This window comes from Paraburkholderia sp. SIMBA_027, from assembly GCF_046535315.1.
Classification (GTDB): Bacteria; Pseudomonadota; Gammaproteobacteria; order Burkholderiales; family Burkholderiaceae; genus Paraburkholderia; species Paraburkholderia tropica.
This window is the reverse complement of record NZ_JAWRWY010000058.1, coordinates 1-1,465: the sequence shown is the minus strand read 5'-3', so window position 1 is coordinate 1,465 and position 1,465 is coordinate 1. Positions and strand designations below refer to the sequence as shown.

The window sequence follows — 1,465 nt, the reverse complement described above, 5'->3', positions numbered from 1 at the left end:
CTCTGCAAAACCGTAAGGTGACGTATAGGGGCTGACGCCTGCCCGGTGCTGGAAGGTTAAGAGGAGGGGTTAGCGTAAGCGAAGCTCTGAATTGAAGCCCCAGTAAACGGCGGCCGTAACTATAACGGTCCTAAGGTAGCGAAATTCCTTGTCGGGTAAGTTCCGACCCGCACGAAAGGCGCAACGATCTGGGCACTGTCTCAACGAGAGACTCGGTGAAATTATAGTACCTGTGAAGATGCAGGTTACCCGCGACAGGACGGAAAGACCCCGTGGAGCTTTACTGCAGCCTGATATTGAATGTTGGTACAGCTTGTACAGGATAGGTAGGAGCCTTGGAAACCGGAGCGCCAGCTTCGGTGGAGGCATCGGTGGGATACTACCCTGGCTGTATTGACCTTCTAACCCGCCGCCCTTATCGGGCGGGGAGACAGTGTCAGGTGGGCAGTTTGACTGGGGCGGTCGCCTCCTAAAAGGTAACGGAGGCGCCCAAAGGTTCCCTCAGAATGGTTGGAAATCATTCGCAGAGTGTAAAGGCACAAGGGAGCTTGACTGCGAGACCTACAAGTCGAGCAGGGACGAAAGTCGGGGCTTAGTGATCCGGTGGTTCCGCATGGAAGGGCCATCGCTCAACGGATAAAAGCTACCCCGGGGATAACAGGCTTATCTCCCCCAAGAGTCCACATCGACGGGGAGGTTTGGCACCTCGATGTCGGCTCATCGCATCCTGGGGCTGTAGTCGGTCCCAAGGGTTGGGCTGTTCGCCCATTAAAGCGGTACGCGAGCTGGGTTCAGAACGTCGTGAGACAGTTCGGTCCCTATCCGTCGCGGGCGCAGGAAATTTGAGAGGAGCTGTCCTTAGTACGAGAGGACCGGGATGGACGCACCGCTGGTGTACCAGTTGTTCTGCCAAGGGCATCGCTGGGTAGCTATGTGCGGACGGGATAAGTGCTGAAAGCATCTAAGCATGAAGCCCCCCTCAAGATGAGATTTCCCATTCCGCAAGGAAGTAAGATCCCTGAAAGATGATCAGGTTGATAGGTCTGAGGTGGAAGTGTGGCGACACATGGAGCTGACAGATACTAATCGATCGAGGACTTAACCATATTTTTGAATGATGTCACACCTGTTATCTAGTTTTGAGAGAACACTCTCAATTTGTTTGGTGGCGATAGCGAAGAGGTCACACCCGTTCCCATACCGAACACGGAAGTTAAGCTCTTTAGCGCCGATGGTAGTTGGGGGCTTCCCCCTGCGAGAGTAGGACGTTGCTAGGCAAAAGAAACCCACCACTAATTTATAGTGGTGGGTTTTTAAATATTATTGAAAAACGTTATATCTGATATATCCGATTTTTGTTTCATAAAAAACATTTTTTTACATTATTCCCCTTAAAATGTCTGTATTTGTAAAAAGTTTTTAAAAGGATTGTACTTATTTTCTTCGAATTGATATGGATAAGGAG

Annotated in this window: 2 rRNA genes; both read left to right on the top strand. The window is 50.6% G+C overall.

The annotated features are described in order from the left end of the window. Positions 1 to 1,106, top strand: a 23S ribosomal RNA gene (locus tag SB764_RS38080); the annotation flags it as partial. A gap of 55 nt (positions 1,107 to 1,161) precedes the next feature. Continuing rightward, positions 1,162 to 1,277, top strand: a 5S ribosomal RNA gene (gene rrf, locus SB764_RS38075). Positions 1,278 to 1,465: the final 188 nt, after the last annotated feature.